Annotated in this window: 20 protein-coding genes; 12 read left to right on the top strand and 8 right to left on the bottom strand. The window is 65.4% G+C overall.

Features of this window, described 5'->3' with window-relative positions; all coding sequences use genetic code 11:
* Positions 1–489: 489 nt before the first annotated feature.
* Complete coding sequence (gene gyrB / locus ASE82_RS08505) at positions 490–3021, top strand: DNA topoisomerase (ATP-hydrolyzing) subunit B (protein ID WP_056061417.1); 2532 nt, start codon at positions 490–492, stop codon at positions 3019–3021.
* A 10-nt stretch (positions 3022–3031) separates the two neighbouring features.
* Here gyrB and ASE82_RS08500 read toward each other — a convergent pair whose 3' ends face one another.
* Positions 3032–3619: an alpha-ketoglutarate-dependent dioxygenase AlkB gene (locus ASE82_RS08500; protein ID WP_056061416.1), complete on the bottom strand. Its 588-nt coding sequence runs from the start codon at positions 3617–3619 to the stop codon at positions 3032–3034.
* Between the two features lie 103 nt (positions 3620–3722).
* Between ASE82_RS08500 and ASE82_RS08495 the strand changes: the two genes are divergently transcribed.
* Positions 3723–4370, top strand: coding sequence for a DsbA family oxidoreductase (locus ASE82_RS08495; protein ID WP_056061414.1), 648 nt, complete (start codon positions 3723–3725; stop codon positions 4368–4370).
* 153 nt (positions 4371–4523) lie between these two features.
* On the opposite strand, the gene ASE82_RS20240 is transcribed toward ASE82_RS08495, so the two are convergent.
* Positions 4524–4649, bottom strand: coding sequence for a hypothetical protein (locus ASE82_RS20240; protein WP_259457500.1), 126 nt, complete (start codon positions 4647–4649; stop codon positions 4524–4526).
* Positions 4650–4715: 66 nt separating this feature from the next.
* On the bottom strand, positions 4716–5144 hold the full coding sequence (locus ASE82_RS08490; protein WP_056061411.1) for a DUF1810 domain-containing protein: 429 nt from the start codon (positions 5142–5144) through the stop codon (positions 4716–4718).
* A 100-nt stretch (positions 5145–5244) separates the two neighbouring features.
* Between ASE82_RS08490 and ASE82_RS08485 the strand changes: the two genes are divergently transcribed.
* Both ASE82_RS08485 and ASE82_RS08480 read left to right on the top strand, forming a co-directional pair.
* Positions 5245–5757, top strand: a complete 513-nt coding sequence (locus ASE82_RS08485; RefSeq protein ID WP_156348818.1) for a hypothetical protein — start codon at positions 5245–5247, stop codon at positions 5755–5757.
* Positions 5758–5760: 3 nt separating this feature from the next.
* The gene (locus tag ASE82_RS08480; protein ID WP_056061408.1) at positions 5761–6378 is read left to right on the top strand and encodes a YbhB/YbcL family Raf kinase inhibitor-like protein; all 618 of its coding nucleotides are present in this window, start codon (positions 5761–5763) and stop codon (positions 6376–6378) included.
* 413 nt (positions 6379–6791) lie between these two features.
* On the opposite strand, the gene ASE82_RS08475 is transcribed toward ASE82_RS08480, so the two are convergent.
* A complete protein-coding gene (locus ASE82_RS08475; RefSeq protein ID WP_082441377.1) occupies positions 6792–7847 on the bottom strand; it encodes a GGDEF domain-containing protein in 1056 nt (351 codons plus the stop codon).
* A 94-nt stretch (positions 7848–7941) separates the two neighbouring features.
* A complete protein-coding gene (locus tag ASE82_RS08470; protein WP_056061405.1) occupies positions 7942–8481 on the bottom strand; it encodes a peroxiredoxin in 540 nt (179 codons plus the stop codon).
* Between the two features lie 90 nt (positions 8482–8571).
* On the opposite strand from ASE82_RS08470, the gene ASE82_RS08465 reads away from it, so the two are divergent.
* Positions 8572–9414 (top strand): inositol monophosphatase family protein, encoded by an 843-nt coding sequence (locus tag ASE82_RS08465; protein WP_056061404.1) that lies wholly within the window; start codon positions 8572–8574, stop codon positions 9412–9414.
* A 550-nt stretch (positions 9415–9964) separates the two neighbouring features.
* On the opposite strand, the gene ASE82_RS08460 is transcribed toward ASE82_RS08465, so the two are convergent.
* The gene (locus ASE82_RS08460; RefSeq protein WP_200910689.1) at positions 9965–12100 is read right to left on the bottom strand and encodes an AsmA family protein; all 2136 of its coding nucleotides are present in this window, start codon (positions 12098–12100) and stop codon (positions 9965–9967) included.
* Positions 12101–12268: 168 nt separating this feature from the next.
* On the opposite strand from ASE82_RS08460, the gene rpmI reads away from it, so the two are divergent.
* The 7 genes from rpmI (at position 12269) to ASE82_RS08425 (ending at position 20102) form a co-directional block, all read left to right on the top strand.
* Positions 12269–12472: a 50S ribosomal protein L35 gene (gene rpmI, locus ASE82_RS08455; protein ID WP_031395289.1), complete on the top strand. Its 204-nt coding sequence runs from the start codon at positions 12269–12271 to the stop codon at positions 12470–12472.
* A gap of 19 nt (positions 12473–12491) precedes the next feature.
* Positions 12492–12857, top strand: coding sequence for a 50S ribosomal protein L20 (rplT, locus tag ASE82_RS08450; RefSeq protein WP_056054375.1), 366 nt, complete (start codon positions 12492–12494; stop codon positions 12855–12857).
* Positions 12858–13166: 309 nt separating this feature from the next.
* Positions 13167–13496: a GIY-YIG nuclease family protein gene (locus tag ASE82_RS08445; RefSeq protein ID WP_056061401.1), complete on the top strand. Its 330-nt coding sequence runs from the start codon at positions 13167–13169 to the stop codon at positions 13494–13496.
* A 22-nt stretch (positions 13497–13518) separates the two neighbouring features.
* Positions 13519–14613, top strand: a complete 1095-nt coding sequence (gene pheS / locus ASE82_RS08440) for a phenylalanine--tRNA ligase subunit alpha (protein ID WP_200910702.1) — start codon at positions 13519–13521, stop codon at positions 14611–14613.
* Complete coding sequence (pheT, locus tag ASE82_RS08435; RefSeq protein ID WP_056061396.1) at positions 14610–17024, top strand: phenylalanine--tRNA ligase subunit beta; 2415 nt, start codon at positions 14610–14612, stop codon at positions 17022–17024. Before pheS ends, pheT begins: the two co-directional genes overlap by 4 nt.
* A gap of 288 nt (positions 17025–17312) precedes the next feature.
* Positions 17313–18194 carry an aldose 1-epimerase family protein gene (locus ASE82_RS08430; protein ID WP_056061395.1) on the top strand — a complete coding sequence of 294 codons (882 nt, stop codon included), beginning with the start codon at positions 17313–17315 and terminating at the stop codon, positions 18192–18194.
* A gap of 339 nt (positions 18195–18533) precedes the next feature.
* Positions 18534–20102 (top strand): peptide chain release factor 3, encoded by a 1569-nt coding sequence (locus ASE82_RS08425; RefSeq protein WP_056061393.1) that lies wholly within the window; start codon positions 18534–18536, stop codon positions 20100–20102.
* 72 nt (positions 20103–20174) lie between these two features.
* Here the strand turns inward: ASE82_RS08425 and ASE82_RS08420 are convergent, their stop codons facing one another.
* Positions 20175–20408 carry a hypothetical protein gene (locus tag ASE82_RS08420; protein WP_136189153.1) on the bottom strand — a complete coding sequence of 78 codons (234 nt, stop codon included), beginning with the start codon at positions 20406–20408 and terminating at the stop codon, positions 20175–20177.
* 327 nt (positions 20409–20735) lie between these two features.
* Positions 20736–21866 carry an alpha/beta hydrolase gene (locus ASE82_RS08415; protein WP_082441376.1) on the bottom strand — a complete coding sequence of 377 codons (1131 nt, stop codon included), beginning with the start codon at positions 21864–21866 and terminating at the stop codon, positions 20736–20738.
* Positions 21867–21923 lie beyond the last annotated feature (57 nt).

Raw genomic sequence — 21923 nt, 5'->3', positions numbered from 1 at the left:
GGGGAGAGGGAAGGGGCCCGCCGCGCTTGCGGTGGGAAGGGAGAGGGGAGTGAGGCTCGCGACGCTGATCCCAACTCCCCCTCACCCTTCCGTCGCCTACGGCTCCTCCTTCCCTCTCCCCAAGGGGAGAGGGTCAAGTCCCGCCCCTATGCACCACCCCGGCGAAGGCCGGGGCCCAATTGGGGGACGCTGCTGACGAAGCTCGGTTCTCCATTGCCCAGGACCTTTCCAATTGGGCCCCGGCCTCCGCCGGGGTGGTGCCTCTGCCGCAAGGGGATCACCCGCGCGCTGTCCTACACAGCCAGACCCTGTCACCATCCCCGCATGGCGATCCCAACCCCCTCGAAACCAGCCCGCCCGACCCTCGAAGTGCACACTCGCCGCAAAACGCTCCCAGCGTCTGCACTTCGTGCACTTCCGGCGCGGCACGCCTCACCCCTACAGGCCATTTCGCTTCCGTTTCGGCCCTCGAATGCCTATATACTCGGCATGGCATCCAACCCCGAAACCAACAATCCCAACCTCCCGAACATGGGCGACTATGGCGCGGACTCGATCAAGGTCCTGAAGGGACTCGACGCGGTGCGGAAGCGCCCCGGCATGTATATCGGCGATACCGACGACGGCTCGGGCCTCCACCACATGGTGTTCGAGGTCAGCGACAACGCGATCGACGAGGCGCTGGCGGGGCATTGCGACCGGATCGACATCGTCCTCAACGCCGACGGCTCGGTCTCCGTCACCGACAACGGCCGCGGTATTCCCACGGGCATCCACACGGAGGAAGGCGTGTCCGCAGCCGAGGTCATCATGACCCAGCTCCACGCCGGCGGTAAGTTCGAGAACACCAACGACGAGAACGCGTACAAGGTCTCGGGCGGTCTCCACGGCGTCGGCGTCTCGGTCGTCAACGCGCTTAGCGAATGGCTCGACCTGACGATCTGGCGCAACGGCGAGGAGCATTACATGCGCTTCGCATTCGGCGATGCGGTCGCGCCGTTGAAGGTCGTCGGTCCCGCCACCGAAGGCCAGAAGGGCACGCGCGTCACCTTCTTCCCATCGCCCGCCACGTTCAAAATTACCGATTTCGACTTCGACAAGCTCGAACATCGTTACCGCGAGCTCGCGTTCCTCAACTCGGGCGTCCGCCTGTTCCTCAGCGACGCGCGGCACGAGGAAATGAAGACCGTCGAACTTTATTACGAAGGCGGGATCGCTGCATTCGTGAAGTATCTCGATCGCGCCAAGGTGCCGTTGATGCCCGAGCCGGTCGCGATCAGCGGCACGCGCGACGACGTCACGATGGACGTCGCGCTGCAGTGGAACGACTCCTATTACGAGAACGTCCTCGCCTTCACGAACAACATTCCGCAGCGCGACGGCGGCACGCACATGGCCGCATTCCGCGCCGCGCTGACCCGCACGCTCAACAACTACGCCGAGAAGAGCGGCATGTTGAAGAAGGAAAAGGTCCAGCTCACCGGCGAGGACATGCGCGAAGGCCTGACCGCGATCGTCTCGGTCAAGCTGCCCGATCCGAAGTTCAGCAGCCAGACCAAGGACAAGCTCGTCTCGTCCGAAGTCCGCCAGCCCTTGGAAAGCCTGATGGCCGACAAGATGGCCGAATGGCTCGAGGAAAACCCTGCGCACGGCAAGGCGATCGTCGCCAAGATCATCGATGCCGCCGCTGCGCGCGAAGCCGCCAAGCGCGCCCGCGAACTGACGCGTCGCAAGGGCGTGATGGACATTGCCTCGCTGCCCGGCAAGCTTGCCGACTGCCAGGAGCGCGATCCCGCCAAGTCCGAACTGTTCCTGGTCGAGGGCGACTCGGCAGGCGGCTCGGCGAAGCAGGGCCGCGATCGCCATTTCCAGGCGATCCTCCCGTTGCGCGGCAAGATCCTCAATACCGAGCGCGCGCGCGAAGACCGGATGCTGTCGAGCCGCGAGATCGGCACGCTCATCACCGCGATGGGCACAGGTATCCGCGACGACTTCAATGCGGACAAGCTGCGTTACCACAAGATCGTCATCATGACCGACGCAGACGTCGACGGCGCGCACATCCGCACGCTGTTGCTGACGCTGTTCTATCGTCACATGCCCAAGATCATCGAGGGGGGGTACCTCTACATCGCCCAGCCGCCGCTGTATAAGGCGACCAAGGGCCGGTCCGAGGTGTACCTAAAGGACGACGCGGCGCTCGACGAATATCTGGTCGATGCGGGCGTCAATACGATGGTGCTCGACGGCCCCGGCGGCGGTCGTTCGGGGCGCGACCTGAAGGATCTGGTCGATCATGCGCGCCGGATGCGCACGCTGATGCGCTATGTCCCGAAGCGCTACGACGCCGGGATGATCGAGGCGCTCGCGCTCGGCGGCGTGTTCGATCCGGAAGCGTCGGTCGAAGACCGCACCTCGCGGCTGGAGATCGTCACGCGTCGTCTCGAACTCGACGATGGCGATGCCCGCTGGACTGCGGTGCTGACCGAAGACGGCGGCATTCATTTCCAGCGCGCATGGCGCGGCGTGACCGACCACCACATCATCGAGGCCAGTTTCCTGGTCTCGGCCGAGGCGCGCAAGCTCCATGCGCTGTCGGGCGAGCATGCCGAAAGCTATGCCCACACCTCGAACCTCGTCCCCGCCAGCAAGGCGGCGGCGGCCGAAGAGCCTGAGGCTGAAGAGGGTACGGAACCTGGCGCCGGTGTGATCGGCTCGGTCACCGCCGTTGCCGCACGCGGCTCGACGCAGGTCTCGCGTCCGAGCCACCTGCTCGACGCAATCCTGACCGCGGGGCGGAAGGGCCTCGCGATCCAGCGCTACAAGGGTCTCGGTGAGATGAACGCGGAACAGCTGTGGGAAACCACGCTCGACCCGTCGGTCCGCTCGATGCTCCGCGTCACCGCGGTCAACGCCGAGAGCGCGAACGAGATCTTCACGCAGCTGATGGGCGAAGTCGTCGAACCCCGCCGCGAGTTCATCCAGGACAACGCGCTCAACGTCGCCAACCTCGACGTTTGAGTTTCAACCGTCAGCGCCGGTCCTGCCGTGCGCTGGCGGTGAAGCTGCGGAAGGTGATCGACCAGCGTGTCACCTCCATCTCGGCGATGCTGTGCTCCCAATCGTGGCGTGCTTCGCCGCTGAGATGATAGACCGAGCGCGGCGCGAGCGGGACGGCGGCGCGGTAGAAGCCGCCTGCTTTGCGCCGCCGGAACCGCATCGTTGCCGGTACGCCGAGCGAAATACCGACGACGTGCTCGAACACCGGGCGGTCGCGGTGCCAGCCGATCCCGGCCCCCGGATCGTACCGAATCAGCAACGCCTGCATGAGCGCCTCCTCGGGCAGCTTCGCAAACGCGGCGGCGCGCTGGCGGATCGGCCGCAGCCAGTCGGGCAACGGATCGGTCTCGCCGAACCGGCTCGTGTCGAAGTCGTAATGCCAGCCGAACGACCGGGTAAGCCGCTTGCCCAACCAACCCTGGAACTGGAACGGCGCCAGGTCCTGGTCGTCGATCCGGGCGATCAGCGCCGCTTCCTCCTCTTGGCTGAGCAGCGCGTCGCGATATTCGAGTCGGGGCAGGACGGGCGTGCCGAAAAGATCTGCGGTCGGATTGGCCATCGAGCGGATGTAGGGATGTGGGCGGCCATCGCCAGCCGAAAGCCCCGCGGTTGATCATCCGACCGCCGCCATCTACCGCGGAGCGCGCTTGCCGGAGACTGACATGACCGCCCATCTCAAGATCGACTTCGTATCGGACATTGCCTGTCCGTGGTGCATCATCGGCCTGCGCGCGTTGGAAGAGGCGTTGGTCCGCGTGGCGGATGCGCTCGACGCGGAGATCGTCTTCCAGCCGTTCGAACTCAATCCGGCGATGCTCGCAGGCGGCCAGAATATCGGCGAGCATATCGCGGAGAAACACGGGTCCACGCCCGAACAGTCCGCGGCGAACCGCGCGATGATCGTCGATCGCGCGCGCGACCTCGGCTTCACGATGGTGATGACCGAGACGAGCCGGATCTACAACACTTTCGACGCGCACCGCCTGTTGCACTGGGCGCAGATCGAAGGTGGGCAAGCGGCGCTCAAGCACGCGCTCTTCACCGCCAATTTCACTGATAATGTCGATCCCGGCGATCACCGCGTCCTGGTCGATGCCGCGACAAAGGCCGCGCTTGATCCCGTTGCCGCCGAAGAGGTGCTTCGGTCGGGACGCTACGCGGATGAGGTTCGCGCGGCGGAGGAGCTGTGGCGTGCTCGCGGGATCAATGCGGTGCCGGCGATCGTGATCAATGACCGGCATCTAATCTCGGGCGGCCAACCGGTCGAGGTCTTCGAACAGGCGTTGCGCAAGATCGCCGCGGCCGGCTGACCCAGATCGGGCGATCGGGCAGCAGGGTTGAGTCGTTTGAAGCGTAATTGTCTCGGGCACATCGCACTGCGCTCGATCGACCGGAACAACGGAAGACGCCCCGTCATCGCCCGGTCGAAGATCTTGCCGGCGCGGTACCCGCCCCGGCGCGCCTCAGTTCAGCGTCGTCATCTCGACGGGCTTGCCCTTGGTGGTCGGGTTGGACGCGTTCGCCTTGGGTGCCTTTTCGGCCTTGGGCTTGCGGACTTCCTTGCTCGATTTCTTCTGGCTCTTCGCCATCACGGCACCTCATGGAGCGGAAGGCCCCGCGGTCACACTACACGCGTTGCCGCCAATGCCCCTATCTTATCGGTTCGGCGTCCGGCGCAGCAGGTCCAATGTCGCCTGATCGTCTTCGCCATCGAAGAACCGTTCGAGCGCCGCGCGGAACGGCGAAGGATCGTCGGCAACCATGGCGAACAGCGTCATCGATGACCGCAACTTCACCGCATCGATCCCGCCGAGGATCGTTTCGGCGGATCCGGGCGCGGCCGTCACCGTCCGCGTGACCTCGATCAGTCGCGGCCCGAGTATTGGATGCGCGAGATACGCCCCAGCCTCGTCCGCCCCGGCGATTGCGTAGGTTCGCGCCATGGCGCTTTGGCCCAGTCCGGCGATTTGCGGGAAGATGAACCACATCCAGTGACTGCGCTTGGCCCCGCGCTGCAACTCCGCCAGCGCCTGCAAATAGACGCCGGCCTGTGCACCGACGAAACGATCGAGATCATGCTCCATGGACCCGAGATGGTCGCATCGGCTCCCCTCCGCAACCACGATGCCGGTCGATGCGTTGCAAAGGGGGTTGAGGAGATCAAGTGATGACAACGGTGCGATCATGAGGACGGCAATCGCGGTCGCGTTGCTCGCGGTGCCGCTTCTCGTCGGTGGATGCGGACGCAACGACGATCCCACCAAGACCGCCGCGCCCAGCGGCTTCACCCCGCCCGAAACGCGCGCGCCCGCGCCGATAGCAGGTCAGGCGCAGACCACGCCGATCACCGCCTATGTCGGCAAATACCCGCATGATGCGGTCGACGGCGTCGATTTCTTCGACCGCACCGACGTTGCGACCGGCCTCGTCAATGCGGTCGGCGATGCGAAGCTGCGCGAGATGATCCGTGGTCGATCGGGGCCGGCAACGCCCGTGTTCAAGATGGGCGACCGAGTCGCATCCTGGGGTTGCGAGGAGCATAATTGCGGCGACCACAACTGGACGGTGATCGTCGACCCGAAGCGCGGCAAGACCCAGGTCTGCTACCACGACGCATCCAAGATGGGCCCGCAGAGCGACTGGTATGACGGCGCGGCCCCCGCCCGCCGCGCCGAAACCTGCCCGTCGGAAGGATAAGCCATGCTCGAACATATTCCCGCCTGGCTTGGCCACGCGATGAGCGGCCTGCGTGCCGGGATCGACAAGCTTGCGATCGTCCAGTTGGGCGAGAATTTCGAGACGTTGACCCTGACCAGCCCGGCGTTCGCGCACGAGGCACGCATGCCGCCTCGCTTCACTGCGGACGGGGAGGGCGTGTCGCCATCGCTTGTGTGGAGCGAACCGCCGGCGGGGACCGAGCGCATGGTGCTGATCGTCGAGGATGCCGATGCTCCGGCCCCTCAACCCCTGGTCCACGCGATCATCTGGGGACTCGAAGCGGATGCGGGCCAACTAGCCGAAGGCGCGATCGCTGCTGACGGTGAAGGTGACGCGAAAGGTCGCGATGTCGGTCGTAATTCCTATCTGCGCGAAGGCTGGTTGCCGCCCGATCCGCCGAGCGGCCACGGCGAGCATCGCTATGCGTTCCAGGTCTTTGCGATCGGCGCGGGGGCAGGGGATGTCGGCGCGACACCCGGGCGCTCTGCGGTGATCGAGGCCATCACCGGGCATGTGCTGGCGGCAGGGCTCCTGATCGGCACCTATTCTCGCGAAGAAGAGGCCCCCGTAGGGCCGGTGGGGCTGGCCTCGCCCGCCTGACCGTGACGCTCGGCAGGCGCCTCGTCGGTCAGGCGAGCGCGCCGCCGGTCTGTGTCGCAATCAGCAGAATGGTGGTGGAAAAGGCGATGAGGCCGATGAGGATGCTGCGGTTCATGAGGGGTGTCCTGATCAGGCGATGGGGATGATCGGGACGGCAGTGCCGACTGCGATGGCTGCGAAGAACAGTGCGCCGACGAGCGAGAAGGCGATGCGCTGAGCGGTTTCGAAACGGATCGACATGAGATTTTCCTTCGATGGTCGGGCGCCGGACCATCCGGCTGCCGATATCGAATGAATTGCATGGCGCGTGCCAGTTTCTTAGATCGTTGATTTTACGCGGTTTATTGTTTTTGCGAAGATCGAGTTGGTACAACGCACCATTTCTACGTCGCAAATCGCGCCAACCATCGGCATCAACCCGCGCAGACCCGATCGCGACCGTCCTTCTTCGCGGTGTAGAGCAACTGGTCGGCGCGCTGGAACGCGGTTTCGGCGGCTTCGTCGGCATGAATCGCGGTCACGCCGGCGGATACCGTAATGACGCCGAGCGCGGTGTCTGTCTCGCGGTTGCGGAAGCGTTTGGCGGCAACCGTCGAGCGTACGGAATCGAGCATGTCTGCGGCTTCGGCCAAGGCGATCCCTCCGAGCAGCACCGCGAATTCCTCGCCGCCGTGGCGGACGACGAGATGTGGCGCGCATTCGGCCGCCATCGCCTGACCGATCGCGGTGAGCACGCGGTCGCCGACGCCATGGCCGTGCACGTCGTTGATCCGCTTGAACCGGTCGATGTCGCACAAGGCGAGGCAATAGGGCCCGGCATCCCGATCGCGCGTCGCGAACGCTTCCTCGAACGCGCGTCGGTTGGGCAGGCCGGTCAGCACGTCGCGGCGCGCCGTATCGCGCGCTTCGATCAGCTTCGACCGCAGCGAATCGGCCTCTGCGGTGGCCGCTGCCAGACGCACCTCGCTGTCGTGGATACGGGCGATCATCGCGCTCGTGATTTCCGCGATCTCGTCGATCTCCGCCAACTGCGTGATCGACGCCGCGCTTTTGGCCAGTTCACGGCCAAAGCCATGCGTCTCGGCCTGGATCGTCCGCACGATCTGCACGAAGCCATCGACCTGCTGTTGCGTCTCGATCACGAGCGCGATCGCGGTATCGGGTGTCCGATCGGGGTTGGAGTCTGCAGCGCCGTTGGTCCGCCGCGATCGGCCCGACGGGGGCTCGTCGACGACCGTTCCACCGAGACGCTCGATATCCGATCGGGTGAGACGAACACCGTCCTGCGTCAAGGCGGCGACCTCCAAAGCCAACTGGCTCTCGGGCGCCGACATCACGGCATAGGCAAACGCATAATGCGCGGGATCGGGGCTCAGCTTCTGCTCGTCGAGGAACACGCCGATCCGCTCGAACAGAGTCGCGTCCGGTCTTGCGTCCCGTATCGATCCGGCCACTCGTACGTCGCGCATGTCATCCCCCGCGTCCTCGCCAAAGCGATAGACCCGAAAGCGTTATCATAATGTCACCGGACCGGCAGGTAATTGCCGGTCCGGTTTCGATCGATTACTTGCCCGTCAGCTTCTGGACCGCAGCAAGCGTCGTCGAGACATGCGCCTCGGGGTTCATCTCGTCATGCACGAACGCGATGCGGCCATCCTTGGCGATGACGTAACTGGTGCGCTTGGTGATGTCGCGCCCTGCCATCTGCTTGCCGAGCGCGACGTCGTAGCCCTTGACCACGTTAGGCCCGGCGCTGGCGACCGCGAACTTGCCCGCGCACTTCTCGGCGGAGAACTTGCTGAGCGTCTCGACATTGTCGGCCGACATGCCGATCACGGTCGCGCCTGCCTTGGTGAACGCCGGGATTGCTTCCGCAAACGCATGCGCCTCGGCGTTGCAGCCGCCGGTGTAGGCCGCCGGGAAGAAGTAGAGCACGACCGGGCCCTTCTTCAGCTGCTCGGCGAGGTGGACGGTGAACACCTTGCCGGCGATCGCGCCGCGCGTGGTGAAATCCGGAGCCTTGGCGCCGGGCGCGAGTGCCGCCAGCGCAGGCGCCGCGACGAGGAGGGCAGCGGCGGTGGCAAGTGTCGAGACGAGGCGCATGGATGATACTCCGTTCAGATCGCAATGACCTACGCCGGCACGAACGATCCGTCCATTGCCCGTGACGCTTGCGCTCGATAGGCTGGAAATATGCCAGTAACCCAAGCCGATATCGATCTCGCGCACCGCCTCGCGGATGCTGCGGGCCACGTCATCCGACCCTATTTCCGCCATGAGCACGGCGTCGAGGTCAAGGACGACCAGTCCCCCGTCACCCGCGCCGACCGCGAGGCCGAGTCGGCGATGCGCCGGCTGCTCGACGCCGAGCGCTCGGGCGACGGCATCGTCGGCGAGGAGTATGGCGAGAAGGCGGGCGTCACCAACCGCAAATGGGTGCTCGACCCGATCGACGGCACGCGCAGCTTCACGGTGGGGCGCGCGATCTTCGGGACACTGATCGCGCTGGTCGAGGATGGGTGGCCGGTGCTCGGGATCATCGACCAGCCGATCCAGCGCGAGCGCTGGGTCGGTGTCGCAGGGCGTCCGACGACTTTGAACGGCGTACCGGTCCGCACGCGTACCTGCCGCGAGTTGGCAGGCTCGACGATCGCCACCACCAGCCCGCACCTCTTCGACGAGGTCGACGTCCCGCATTATTTGGCGCTGGTCGCGGCAATCTCGGGCGGCAATCCGAGGCAGGGCCCCGTCTATGGCGGCGACTGCTACAATTACGGCCTGCTCGCGAGCGGGCATCTCGACGTGGTCTGCGAATCCGGTCTCAAGCTCTACGACTTCGCCGCTCTTGTGCCGGTAGTTGAAGGGGCAGGGGGCCGCATGTGCGACTGGAACGGCGATCCGCTGACCGCGGGCAGTGAAGGCCATGTCCTGGCGATCGGCGACCCCGCGCGAATGGACGACGTGCTCGAGGCAATGCACCGGTTGCAGGATGACGGGCACGCCCATGAAGGGCACGACGGTCACGACCACGGATAAGGATTCCCTCCCGCCTGCGGGAGGGGCTAGGGGAGGGCACGACGTACGTACCCGCGTCCGGTCCGCGATCAGCCCTCCCCACCCGCAAGCGGGAGGGGCAAAAGACGTCACCGCAAACCGCAACGCCCCCACATCATCACCCCTCTCCGTCATCCCGGCGGACGCCGGGACCCACGGGCACGGAGCGCTATCCGTCTGAGCGGACCCAACCATGGGCCCCGGCGTCCGCCGGGGTGACGGGGTTGGTGTGGTGAGGAGTAAGCGCTTAGCGACGGCAGCGTCGTAGCCAAGCCGCTATTCGACTCGATCAGCGTATGTACTTCACACCTACGCGCGACATCCGGCCACAGGTAGCACCCGACCACGGCAATATCCGACCCGCATGTCCACCACCGAGCCCCGCTCACACCCCAATCCATCATCCCGGCGGACGCCGGGACCCACGGACACGCAACGCTAGCCCTTTAAAAGCGCTAAGCCATCGAGCCGGCGCTCGCGTCACGCTAGAAAAAGCACGGTGGGAAGGGGGCGTACCATCCTCCCCACCCCCTCAGAAAATCCCCAGAAACTTCTTCCGCTGCCCCTTCCGCTCCGCGTCAGACGTCTTCCCGTCCTCAGCCTTGGCGGTCGTCCCATGGCCCACGTCATCGCGCGGCTGGCCCTTGGTGGTCCGCTGCGCCGCCGCCGTAGCCCCGGACAGGACCGGCCCGCACGCGGTCGACTTCGCGTCGCCGACATCGACGAACGCCAGGATTCCCGCGACCGGCGTCGCCACCAACGCCAGCCCGAGTCCGCTACCGACCCTTGCGAGCAGATCCTTCGAGATCACGCTGAGCTTAGGCGCCGCGAACATCCCGCCGACCCCCACTGGAGATTGTCCCGCGAACAAGCTGAATTTCTTCGAATCCGCCCGAAACGCTAGATCCACCGCCTCGTTGCGGAAACTGAAACCGCCACGGCCAACGATCACGTTCTTGTGCGTGTCGATCAGGATCGGGTCCGCCGCCGCGACACCGCCGCGAACGGTAAAGCCGATCAGCCCGCAGTTGATCTGTACCGGCTCGTCCAGCTTCCCCTGGAACATCCGCTGCGCGAACGTGCCGATGTCGAGTTCGGCGAGCTGCACGTTGCGCACCGAAAGCGCTCCCGACGGCAACACGAACGCGATCCGCCCGCGCGACGACGCCAGCGAATCATGGATCGAGTCGCCACGCCCGTCGAGCTTGATGCGACCCTTGACGGTCCCAGTCGTCCCAGCCTCGGTCAGGCCATAGCCCTTGAGCAGCCGCCCCAGCGGTGTCGGAGCAAGCCGGATGTCGTAGGACACCGCGCTCGGCCGCGCGCGCGTGTCGAAAATGATGTCCGACGCCACGTTGCCGCGCGCCATCGAGAAGGTCAGTGGCGACAGCGCCAGCCGCCCACGCTCCAGGTCGAGCGTCAGGTCGATGTTGGAAATCGGCAGGTTGCGCGACTTCACCACCCCGATCGTCCATTTCAGGTCGGCATCGAAGATCTGCATCGTCGCGACCGGTAGGTTCCCGTCGGGCAGCAGGCGTTGCGGTGCAGCGCCCGTGGCGGCGGCTGCTGCCACCGCGCCCTTCGACTCGACGATGTCAGGATTGAAGCCGATGAAAGGCGCCGCATCGATGATGTCGAGGCTCTTGGTCGTGAGCACCGAATCGAGATGGATCCGCTCGCCGTTGGTAATCGTCAGCTTGCCCGCGAGATCGGTCCGGCCGGCAAAGCCACGCAGATGCGTGAAGGCGTATTCGTCGCCCTGCTTGATGAGCTGCGCGCGCAGTTTGTAGGTCCGCGTGTTCGGAATCGCGACGTCGATCACGCCCAGCAGCGTCGACAGGTTTGCGCCGCGAGCAGTGACGGCGAGCGGCACGTTCTCGACATCGGCGATGCTCGGCAGCGTGCCCGCGACGTCGATGATGTTCCCCGCCGCCCGCGCCCGCGCGACCAGCTTGTTCTGCCCGCGATTGGCGGTCGCGTCCGGCGACAGCAGTTGCGCGGTCACGGTGAACGGCGTCTCGCGCAACCGCCCCTTGCCCGTCAGCCCGACCGCACGACCGATCGTCGCGTCGACCGAGCGGATGTCGGCGACCTTGAGGTCCGCCAGCACGCGCATCCGCGGATCGAGATAGCGCACCGTCGTGCCCGTCACCGTCGCCACGTCGATCCGCGGAAACTCCAGCGGCTTGCCACCCTTCTTGTTCGAGAACGTCCAGGTATTGGCCGAATGCGCCGCGTTCCACTCGAGATCGACCGCGCCGTTGACCAGATCGAGCCAATACAGCCGCCGCTTGCCGAAGAGCAGCGACAGCGGTGCGATCCGCGTGTCGAGCTTGTCCGCCTGGAACAGGTTGGGCTTGCTCGCCCAGTCGGGGTTCGAGAGCGTGAAATTCCCGGCATACAGCTTGATGCGGAACGGCGCGAAATAGAGCTGGAAGTCGCCGCGCACGGTCAGCTTCCGGTGCGTGAGCGAGCTGACGACGCGCTCGAACGGATGCTTCAGGAAGCGCCCCTTGGTGATGTACAGCACCAGCCAGATCGCGACGATGACCGCGACGATCCCGAGCAGGATGTTGCGCAGTATCCGTCGCTTGCGACGTTTTTGCGTGACGACCGGCGCAGGGGCCGCGGAAGGGGTCTCGATCGGCTGCGTCGGGCTGTCGTCCATGCTTGGCCTATCGCACGACAGCCGCGTCAGTTCCACAACGGTTGATATGGCGGATCATTGCGTCTATGCGGCCCGCTTCCTCGAAGGGAACGCGTTCTACGAATCGCCCGGCCAGTGTGGGCTGCCGCGGCGATTTCAGCGTCCTCCTTCGTAACCGAAAGGATAAAAATGCCCAAGCTGAAGACCAAGAGCGGCGTCAAGAAACGCTTCAAGCTCACCGCCACCGGCCTGCTCAAGCACGGCGTCGCCGGCAAGCGTCACCGTCTGGCGCATCACAACGGCAAGTACATCCGTCAGAACCGCGGCACCAAGCTGCTGTCGAAGGCCGATACCGCAGCAGTGAAGGCCTGGGCGCCTTACGGCCTGCGTTGAGCTGAGAAGGAATTAGACAATGGCACGCGTAAAACGGGGTGTTACCACCCGCGCCAAGCACAAGCGTATTTTGGTTCAGGCGAAGGGCTATTATGGCCGTCGCAAGAACACCATCCGCATCGCCCGTCAGGCCGTCGAAAAGGCCGGACAGTACGCTTATCGCGACCGCAAGGTTAAGAAGCGCACGTTCCGTGGCCTCTGGATCCAGCGCATCAACGCCGGCGTCCGCGCCGAGGGCCTGACGTATTCGCAGTTCATGCACGGCGTGAAGCTTGCAGGGATCGAACTCGACCGCAAGGTCCTGGCCGACATCGCCATGCACGAGGGCGCTGCATTCAGCGCGATCGTCGCCCAGGTGAAGGCGGCTCTCCCCCAGGCCGCGTAATCCGCGACTGAGGTGAGTTTCGGGAGGGCGTCGGTGGGAGACCACCGGCGCCCTTTCTGCGTTTGGGGGGGGGTAATGCCCAACGTCGCAAGCTTCAGAAGCTTCAGAAGCTTCCCGAACTACCAAGCACTCCAACTTCCGTGGTCCCCACCCCCCTCTCCGTCATCCCGGCGAACGCCGGGACCCATGGTTACGGTGGACCCGGCGATAACGTGCTACCACCACCCGGCCCGCTACCGTGGGTCCCGGCTTCCGCCGGGATGACGGATGTTCAAGATCCGGGGTTAGGGCGATCAAGGGGAGCACGAAATGCGCGAAACCTTTCAGCCGTGTGTCTACATCCTCCACTCCCGCCGCCACGGCACGCTCTACATCGGCGTCACCTCAAACTTGCTCGCAAGGCTGGTTCAGCACCGAGAGGGGTTGATCCCCGGCTTCACTCGCCGGTACGGCATCAAGCGTCTCGCCTATTACGAGATGTTCGACACGATGGAGGCCGCGATCGTTCGCGAGAAGCGGCTGAAGGAATGGCGAAGAGCGTGGAAGATCGAACTGATCGAAGCGCGCAACGAAAATTGGGACGATCTGGGTATCGGCCTCGGGCTGCCCCGCCTAACCGAACCCGCCCTGGGAGTATGACGTGACGCAAGACCTGAACCAGATGCGCGACCATATGCTGACGGCGATCGCCGCCGCATCCGGCCTCGACGCGCTCGACGCGTGCCGGGTCGAGGCGCTCGGCAAGCAAGGCACGATCACCGCGCTGCTGAAGACGCTCGGCAAGATGACGCCCGACGAGCGCCTCGTCCAAGGTCCGATCATCCAAGGCCTCCGCGAAGCCGTCGCCAACGGCATCGCCGAGCGCAAGGCCACGCTCGAACGCGCCGCGCTCGACGCGCGTCTCGCCAGCGAAACGCTCGACATGACGCTCCCCGCGGACGCCACGCCCGCCGGCACGATCCACCCCGTGTCGCAGGTCATGGACGAACTCGCCGAGATCTTCGCCGACCTCGGCTTCGCGGTGGCGACCGGTCCCGAGATCGAGACCGACTGGCACAATTTCACCGCGCTCAACATCCCCGAAACGCACCCCGCGCGCGCGATGCACGACACCTTTTATCTCCAGCAGGGGATCGACGCGAAGGCCGCCGGCGCCGCCGACGAGAAGACGACCTTCTCGCTGCTCCGCACGCACACCTCGCCGGTCCAGATCCGCACGATGCTGAACCAGAAGCCCCCGATCCGCATCATTGCCCCCGGCCGCACCTATCGCTCGGATTCCGACGCGACGCACACGCCGATGTTCCACCAGGTCGAGGGCCTCGTGATCGACAAGGGCATCACGCTCGGCCACCTGAAGTGGACGCTGGAGACGTTCGTGAAGGCGTTCTTCGAGCGCGACGACATCGTGCTCCGCCTGCGCCCCAGCTACTTCCCGTTCACCGAACCCTCGGTCGAGATCGACGTCGGCTACACGCTGGTCAAGGGCAAGCGCGTCGTCGGCGGCGCCGAGCCCGATGGCTGGCTCGAGATCCTCGGCTCGGGCATGGTCCACCGCAAAGTCATCGAAGCGTGCGGGCTCTACCCCGACGAATGGCAGGGGTTCGCGTTCGGCTGCGGCATCGACCGCCTCGCGATGCTCAAATACGGCATGGACGACCTCCGCCCGTTCTTCGACGGCGATATCCGCTGGCTCAAGCATTACGGCTTTTCGAGCCTCGACGTCCCCACCTTGTCCGGCGGAGTCGGCGCATGAAGTTCACCCTCAGCTGGCTCAAGCAGCACCTCGAAACCACCGCCACGCTCGACCAGATCGTCGAAGCGCTGACCCGCATCGGTCTTGAGGTCGAAGGCGTCGAGAACCCCGGCGAGAAGCTCGCCGCGTTCAAGATCGCCAAGATTCTCAGCGCCGAACGCCACCCGCAAGCCGACAAGCTCCAGATCCTGTCGGTCGACGCCGGTAACGGCCCGCTGCAAGTCGTCTGCGGCGCGCCCAACGCCCGCGCCGGCCTGGTCGGCGTGTTCGGCGCACCCGGCGCGTACGTCCCCGGTCTCGACGTTACGCTCAAGCTCGCCAGCATCCGCGGCGTCGAGTCCAACGGCATGATGTGCTCGACGCGCGAGCTCGAACTCGGCGAGGACCACGACGGCATCATCGAACTGCCCGCCGACGCCCCGATCGGCACGCCGTACCCGGACTATGCGGGCCTCACCGACCCGGTCATCGACGTCGCAATCACCCCCAACCGCCAGGACTGCATGGGCGTCCGCGGCATCGCCCGAGACCTCGCCGCCGCCGGCCTCGGCACGCTCACGCCACTGACGTTCGACACATTCGCGAGCGAGGGCGCAGGTCCCGACGTCCGCACCGACGACACCGCCGGCTGCCCCGCCTTCTTCGCCCAGACCGTCACCGGCGTGACTAACGGCGAGTCCCCCGAGTGGATGCGCCGCAGCCTGCTCGCGATCGGCCAGAAGCCGATCTCCGCGCTCGTCGACATCACCAACTATCTGATGATCGACCTCGGCCGCCCGCTGCACGTCTACGACCGCGCAAAGCTCTCCGGCGGCCTTGTCGCGCGCAAGGCAAAGGACGGCGAGCAGGTCGTCGCGCTCAACGGCAAGACCTACACGCTCGACGCGACCATGACCGTCATCGCCGACGCCGCGGCCGTGCATGACATCGGCGGCATCATGGGCGGCGAGCATTCTGGCGTCTCGGCGGACACCACCGACGTCCTGATCGAATGCGCGTATTTCGATCCCGACCACATCGCCCGCACCGGCCAGAAGCTGACGCTCACCTCCGACGCGCGCAGCCGCTTCGAACGCGGCGTCGATCCGGCTTTCCTCGAAGACGGCCTCGCGATCGCCACAGCGCTGGTCCTCCACATCTGCGGCGGTACCGCCAGCGACGTCACCCGCTCGGGCGAACCCCCACTCGAACCGCGCGTAATCCACTATGATCCGCGCTTGAGTGCAGACCTTGGTGGGCTGCATGTGGCCCCCGAACGCCAGGCGCGGACGCTGTTGTCGCTCGGCTTCACGATCGGCGCGATCACGTCCGCCGACGCGTTCAGCGATGCGCTGTTCTCGACGATTGAGGGCAAATGGCCGGTCACGATCCCGACCTGGCGCCGCGATGTCGACGGCCCCGCCGATCTCGTCGAGGAAGTCGTCCGGATTGAGGGCATCGACAACATCCCCTCGACGCCGCTCCCCCGCATGCCCGGTGTCGCCAAGCCGACCGCCACGCCTGAGCAGAAGCTAGAACGCCGCGCGCGCAGGGCTGCCGCCGCCCGGGGGCTCGACGAAGCGATAACCTGGAGCTTCCTCTCCGATGCCGAAGCCGCGCCTTTCGGCGGCGGTGCCTGGACGCTCGCCAACCCGATCAGCGAAGACCTGAAGGTCATGCGCCCCTCGCTGCTCCCCGGTCTGCTCGCAGCGACGGGGCGCAACCTCAAGCGTGGTCAGCAGAGCGTCCGCCTGTTCGAGATCGGCCGCCGCTACCTCGCGGATGCCGAACGCGCGACCTTGGGCGTAGTCCTAGCAGGCGACCGCCGCCCCCGCGGCTGGCGCGATGGGAAAGCGGCGACCTTCGACGCGTATGACGCGAAGGCCGAAGCGCTGGCGCTTCTCGCCGCCTCAGGCACGCCGGTCGATAACCTGCAAGTGATGGGGGAGGCCGGCGACGCATGGCACCCCGGCCAGTCCGGCACGCTCCGCCTCGGGCCGAAGACGGTGCTGGCCAGCTTCGGCATGCTCCACCCGTCGGTGCTGAAGGCATTTGACCTCGACGGCGCGGTCGCCGCGGTAGAAGTTTACCTCGACGCGATCCCGCCAAAGCGCGCCACTGGCTTCGCGCGTCCGGCCTATACCCCGCCAGCACTCCAAGCAGTCCGCCGCGACTTCGCCTTCCTCGTGCCGGCGGCGCTCGCCACCGACACGCTGGTCCGCGCGGTCAAGGGCGCCGACAAGGTCGCGATCGTCTCGGCGCGCGTGTTCGACGTGTTCACCGGGCAGGGCGTCGAAGAGGGCCATAAGTCGGTCGCGGTCGAGATCGTCCTGCAACCGACCGCCAAGAGCTTCACCGACGAAGAAATCAAGGCGATCGCCGACAAGGTCGTCGCCGCGGCGGCAAAACAAGGCGCGAGCCTGCGCGCATAAGCGTGCCCTCACCCTTCCCACGACCAAGCGGCCGCGGGCCCCTTCCCTCTCCCCGCAGGGGAGAGGGAGAGACGCCGAAGGCGGCGAGGGTGAGGGCACGCGCTGGCGTCCTAATACCACCCCGGCGGAGGCCGGGGCCCAATTGGGAAGGCCATCGTAATGACGCGATGCCTTCGTTAACAACGTCCCCCAATTGGGCCCCGGCCTCCGCCGGGGTGGTGCTGATGTCGCGGGTTGTTTTGTGAGCGTTACGCGGCCTCGCGCGTTAAGAATGACGGAAGGAATCCCATGACCGACCTGATCACGATCGCCAACGACCAGCTCACCGCGCAGATTAACCCGCACGGTGCCGAGCTCACCCATCTCCACGACGCCGATGGCCGCGAGCTGATGACCAACGCCGACCCGGCCTTCTGGACCGGGCACGCGCCAATCCTCTTCCCCGTCGTCGGCGTCGTCAACGAAGGCGTCATCCGCCTCGACGGCCAGGCCTACCCGATGCAGAAGCACGGTTTCGCCCGCCATTCGACGTTCGACGTCGTCGCGCAGTCGGAAACCTCCGCCACCTTCCGCCTTACCGACAGCGACGAAACCCGGAAGGCCTACCCCTTCGCGTTCGCCCTGGACCTCGTCTTCACGTTGGACGGCGCGATGCTGACGCTCGAGGCGCACATCCACAACCCCACCGACGCCGCAATGCCGGCAAGCTTCGGCTTCCACCCCGCCTTCGCCTGGCCGCTGCCGTACGGCGAGCCCCGCGCAGACCACCGCATCACGTTCGACGCCGACGAACCCGGCAAGCTGAAGGCGATCAGCCCCGACGGCCAGATCGCTGTCGACGAGCGCCCCTCGCCGATCGAGGACTGCGTCATCGCCCTGCGCGACGAGCTGTTCGCCAAGGATGCGCTCGTCTGGGACCCGATCCATTCGGATTCGGTGACCTATGGCGGCGAGACCGGGCCGCAGTTGCGGGTCGCTTTCCCGGATACGCCCAAGCTCGGCATCTGGACGAAGCCCGGCGCGGCCTATGTCTGCGTCGAACCCTGGCACGGGATCGCCGACCCCGAAGGCTATACCGGCGATTATCGTGACAAACCCGGTGTGTTCGAGATCCCCGCCGGCGGTACGAAGCGGATCGAAATGAGCGTGACGCTGGTCCAGGAGCACTGACGACCCCCCTCCCTGAAAGGGAGGGGCAGGGGGTGGGTCGGTTTCCGTATCACGGCACGGTTGCGGCCAAAGCTGACCGACCCACCCCCAACCCCGCCCTTCCAGGGAGGGGAGAGCGTTCATCTCCAAGGCCTAGAGGCACTCCCACTATACAGCAACAGCGCCTCGCGCGCATGCCCCTCTGTCCTCCACGCCCCACATCTGCCAAGAGCGGCATCAAGCCCGCCGCGTTTTCCCACTGCATCCCGCCGCACCGCGCGCGGACTGCAGCTTGGCCTAACCCGGCCTAACCTTCTTTTCCCAGCCAAGTCCGACGACTCGGCTCACCGGACCCACGCCATGACCCAATTTCCCCGCCGCACCTTCGCGATCATCTCGCATCCCGATGCCGGCAAGACCACGCTGACCGAGAAGCTCCTCTATTTCGGCGGCGCGATCCATCTCGCCGGCGAAGTGAAGGCGCGCGGCCAGACCCGGCGCGCGCGTTCCGACTGGATGAAGATCGAGCAGCAGCGCGGGATTTCGGTCACCTCGTCGGTGATGACGTTCGAGCGGCAGGGGATCACCTTCAACCTGCTCGACACGCCGGGCCACGAGGATTTCTCCGAGGACACCTATCGCACGCTGACCGCGGTCGACTCGGCGGTCATGGTGATCGACGCCGCCAAGGGCATCGAGCCGCAGACGCGGAAACTGTTCGAGGTCTGCCGCCTGCGCAACGTGCCGATCATCACCTTCGTCAACAAGGTCGACCGCGAGGGCCGCGATCCGTTCTCGCTGCTCGACGAGGTGGCGGAGATGCTCCAGCTCGACGTCTGCCCGATGAGCTGGCCGGTCGGCATGGGCGGCGAGTTCGAGGGCGTCTACGATCTCTACGCCAACACGCTCAGCCGTCCCGAAGGCGACAGCCGCGAATTCATGGGCAAGGCGATTCCTTTTACCGGCATCGACGATCCCGAACTCGCCAAGATCCTCAGCCCCGAAGCGATGATCCGCCTGAACGACGAAGCCGAACTCGCGCAGGGCGGCTATTCGAGCTTCGACCCCGAGGCCTATCGCGCGGGCAATTTGACGCCGGTCTATTTCGGCTCGGCGCTGAAGGACTTCGGTGTCGCCGAACTGATCGCCGCGCTCGCCGACTACGCCCCGCCACCGCGCGCGCAGCCGGCCGAGCCCGCCCCGATCTCGCCCGACGAGCCCGAAGTCACCGGCTTCGTGTTCAAGGTGCAGGCGAACATGGACCCCAACCACCGCGACCGGATCGCGTTCATGCGGCTCTGCTCGGGCGTGTTCAAACGCGGCATGAAGCTCACCCCGACCGGCCACGGCAAGCCGATCGCGGTCCACTCACCGATCCTGTTCTTCGCGCAGAACCGCGAGCTGGCGGACGAGGCGTTCCCGGGCGACATCATCGGCATCCCCAACCACGGCACGCTCCGAGTCGGCGACACGCTTAGCGAAAAGGCCGCGATCCGCTTCACCGGCCTGCCGAACTTCGCGCCCGAGATCCTGCGCCGCGTCGTGCTGAAGGACTTCACCAAGACCAAACAGTTGCGCAAAGCCTTGGACGACATGGCGGAGGAGGGCGTCACGCAGGTGTTCTATCCCGACATCGGCTCGAACTGGATCATCGGCGTGGTCGGGCAGCTCCAGCTCGAAGTGCTGCTGTCGCGCCTCGATGCGGAGTACAAGGTCGCAGCCGGGCTCGAACCCGCCCCCTACGAGACCGCGCGCTGGATCTCGGCAGAAGACCCGCTTGAGCTGAAAACCTTCGCCGAGATCAACCGCGGCGCAATGGCCAAGGACCGCGACGGCAACCCCGTCTTCCTCGCCAAGAGCGCCTGGGAAGTGAACTACATCGCCGAGCGCTATGCGAAGATCCGCTTCGCCGCGACACGCGAGCGGTAGGATACCGGATCGGCCGGCAAGTCTTCAGAGACTGCTAGAAGTCTTCGATTCTTGCCGGCCGCGGTTGCAATATTACAATGTCTGGTCCGTCTTGCCCGGCGACCGATAATGGCGCCGCTCCATCAGGCGCCTCGCCGGATTTTCCCGCAGCAACTTCGTTGCCCAATTGTCGCGTTTGATCGGCTTGCGATGCCGATGGCGCCGCGCGCCGTAACGTCTGGTACGCGCAAGCTTTTGTTGCCACCGCACCACGCCTGCAATGGCGGCAACGAGTATAACGCCCGCAACCATGACTTGAACGTTCATCCATCGGCCCCGCTTCCAATAGACTGAGTATCAAATATCAGGCTGATTTGTAATTAAATTGTGCTTCATGCTCAAGTTAAGACGTAACTCTCTGAGTAAGCTGTCCTAATATTAGCGGAATAGCGATAGCTGAGAAATATCAACTGACCGTGTTATGTAGATAAAACTATCCTACATCAACGGGCTTGTTGAGCCGAAAGGCGTTGATAACGGGTACTTATCAATAGTCGTGGGGGTAACTTGCGGAAGTTCGCAACTGGCCAACCGGCTTGATCGGAGCAGCAACAAAAGGGCCGAGGTGATCCGCTTCACCCCAGCCCATCCTGATCAACGCTTAGGCTTCGCAGCGAATGCTGCCTTGAGCCGCGCGATTGCCAGCGTGTTCGCATCCTGCGCACCGCGCACGACCATGCCCATTCCGAAGAATTCGTGCGTCACGCCCGGAAAGGTGCGCTGCTCGACCTTGTCGCCAGCCGCGCGCATAGCCGCTGCCAGCGTCTCGCCATCAGAGCGCAGCGGATCGATCTGCGCGTTGATGATCGTCGTCGGCGGCAGGCCGCGCAGGTTTGCCTTTACCAGGTTCAACCGCGGGTCCTGCGCATCGGCAGGGCTGGTCTGGTAATAATAGCCGAACCACTTGAGCATGGCGCCGTTCAGCGGCTTCGCATTCGCCGAATCCATCCGCGACGGCAGCGTCATGCTGCTGTTCGCGATCGGATAGACCGATACGATGTGCAGCGGCGTGGTCAGGCGATTGTCGCGCGCGTAGATTGCCGTCGCGACCGCCAGGTTGCCGCCGGCGCTCTCGCCTGCGACCGCGATCTTGCGCGGATCGCCACCCCAGCTTGCCGCATTCTGCAGCGTCCAGCGATATGCGGCGGCTGCGTCGTCATGCTGTGCCGGGAACTTGAACTCCGGTGCATGGCGATACTCGACGGAGACGACGATCGCACCAAGCTGTTTGGCGAGCAAACGTGGTGCCGCGTCATAAGTGTCGACCGTCGCGATCACCCAGCCACCGCCGTGATAATACACGACCACCGGCAGGTTCTTGGCGTTGGCGAGCGATGCCGGCTTGTAGATCCGGGCGAACTGGTTCGCGTCGCTGCCATAGGGCACGTCGTGCGTCGTCACGGTCGCGTCAGGCGTTGCCGACAGGCCGTGCTTAATCATGACCTGCTTGGCGCCATCGGCTGCCGACGGCTGCATCCGCGCGACCGCAGGCGTGAGCGTCTCGATCGGCTTGCCACCGAGGGCGGCGAGCTGGTCGAGTACGGCCTGCATGTCTGGTGCTGCCTTTGCCGGCTGGGTCGCAGTCGGTGCGGGCGGCGGCGGTGGCGGCGCATCGACCGACCGTGCGGACTGCGCAATCGCGCCGCTCGTCAGGGCGATACCCGATGTCGTGATCAAGGTCGCGGTGGCGAGCGCCATCAGTGTGCGCGATGAACGGTTGGTCATGCGGTATGGTATCCTGTTTCGAGTGCCCCCACTCGCCGCATAGAACCGCGTGATCGG

This window comes from Sphingomonas sp. Leaf230, from assembly GCF_001421745.1.
Classification (GTDB): Bacteria; Pseudomonadota; Alphaproteobacteria; order Sphingomonadales; family Sphingomonadaceae; genus Sphingomonas.
This window is presented reverse-complemented; position numbering and strand designations above follow the sequence as displayed.

Coding starts and splice junctions, on each gene's coding strand:
- gyrB (WP_056061417.1), top strand. CDS start 490: ATGGCATCCAACCCCGAAACCAACAATCCCAACCTCCCGAACATGGGC.
- ASE82_RS08500 (WP_056061416.1), bottom strand. CDS start 3,619: ATGGCCAATCCGACCGCAGATCTTTTCGGCACGCCCGTCCTGCCCCGA.
- ASE82_RS08495 (WP_056061414.1), top strand. CDS start 3,723: ATGACCGCCCATCTCAAGATCGACTTCGTATCGGACATTGCCTGTCCG.
- ASE82_RS20240 (WP_259457500.1), bottom strand. CDS start 4,649: ATGGCGAAGAGCCAGAAGAAATCGAGCAAGGAAGTCCGCAAGCCCAAG.
- ASE82_RS08490 (WP_056061411.1), bottom strand. CDS start 5,144: ATGGAGCATGATCTCGATCGTTTCGTCGGTGCACAGGCCGGCGTCTAT.
- ASE82_RS08485 (WP_156348818.1), top strand. CDS start 5,245: ATGAGGACGGCAATCGCGGTCGCGTTGCTCGCGGTGCCGCTTCTCGTC.
- ASE82_RS08480 (WP_056061408.1), top strand. CDS start 5,761: ATGCTCGAACATATTCCCGCCTGGCTTGGCCACGCGATGAGCGGCCTG.
- ASE82_RS08475 (WP_082441377.1), bottom strand. CDS start 7,847: ATGCGCGACGTACGAGTGGCCGGATCGATACGGGACGCAAGACCGGAC.
- ASE82_RS08470 (WP_056061405.1), bottom strand. CDS start 8,481: ATGCGCCTCGTCTCGACACTTGCCACCGCCGCTGCCCTCCTCGTCGCG.
- ASE82_RS08465 (WP_056061404.1), top strand. CDS start 8,572: ATGCCAGTAACCCAAGCCGATATCGATCTCGCGCACCGCCTCGCGGAT.
- ASE82_RS08460 (WP_200910689.1), bottom strand. CDS start 12,100: ATGGACGACAGCCCGACGCAGCCGATCGAGACCCCTTCCGCGGCCCCT.
- rpmI (WP_031395289.1), top strand. CDS start 12,269: ATGCCCAAGCTGAAGACCAAGAGCGGCGTCAAGAAACGCTTCAAGCTC.
- rplT (WP_056054375.1), top strand. CDS start 12,492: ATGGCACGCGTAAAACGGGGTGTTACCACCCGCGCCAAGCACAAGCGT.
- ASE82_RS08445 (WP_056061401.1), top strand. CDS start 13,167: ATGCGCGAAACCTTTCAGCCGTGTGTCTACATCCTCCACTCCCGCCGC.
- pheS (WP_200910702.1), top strand. CDS start 13,519: ATGCGCGACCATATGCTGACGGCGATCGCCGCCGCATCCGGCCTCGAC.
- pheT (WP_056061396.1), top strand. CDS start 14,610: ATGAAGTTCACCCTCAGCTGGCTCAAGCAGCACCTCGAAACCACCGCC.
- ASE82_RS08430 (WP_056061395.1), top strand. CDS start 17,313: ATGACCGACCTGATCACGATCGCCAACGACCAGCTCACCGCGCAGATT.
- ASE82_RS08425 (WP_056061393.1), top strand. CDS start 18,534: ATGACCCAATTTCCCCGCCGCACCTTCGCGATCATCTCGCATCCCGAT.
- ASE82_RS08420 (WP_136189153.1), bottom strand. CDS start 20,408: ATGAACGTTCAAGTCATGGTTGCGGGCGTTATACTCGTTGCCGCCATT.
- ASE82_RS08415 (WP_082441376.1), bottom strand. CDS start 21,866: ATGACCAACCGTTCATCGCGCACACTGATGGCGCTCGCCACCGCGACC.